The organism is Methylobacterium nigriterrae (assembly GCF_037106235.1).
GTDB classification, from domain to species: domain Bacteria; phylum Pseudomonadota; class Alphaproteobacteria; order Rhizobiales; family Beijerinckiaceae; genus Methylobacterium; species Methylobacterium nigriterrae.
Window position 1 is genome coordinate 1 of the sequence record NZ_JBAWTG010000633.1, and the last position, 352, is coordinate 352.

Annotated in this window: 1 protein-coding gene; it reads left to right on the forward strand. The window is 65.9% G+C overall.

Features of this window, described 5'->3' with window-relative positions; genetic code table 11:
• Positions 1-352: Crp/Fnr family transcriptional regulator (locus WDW90_RS38545; protein ID WP_336492928.1), on the forward strand; the 352-nt coding region annotated here is incomplete at both ends.

Sequence of the window (352 nt, forward strand, 5' to 3'; positions counted from 1 at the left end):
GCACCCGCGGATTGCCCGAGCCTTCTGGTGGGAGGCTCTGGTCGGCGTCGCGATCGTGCGGGAGTGGACGGTCAACCTCGGCCAGCGCATCGGCCTGGAGAAGGTTGGGCATCTCCTGTGTGAGCTGTTCATCCGGCTGCGCGCGGTTGGGCTGGTCGAGCATAACAGCTGCAGCTTGCCACTGACGCAGGCGGATCTGGCCGACGCGACAGGCCTGTCGAACGTGCACGTCAACCGCGTGCTGCAGGAATTGCGCAGCTCCGGCCTCATCCTGCTGAAGGACCGCCGCCTCACGATCCCGGAGATGTCCGCGCTCCAGGTGGTGTCGCTGTTCAACCCGAACTACCTGCAC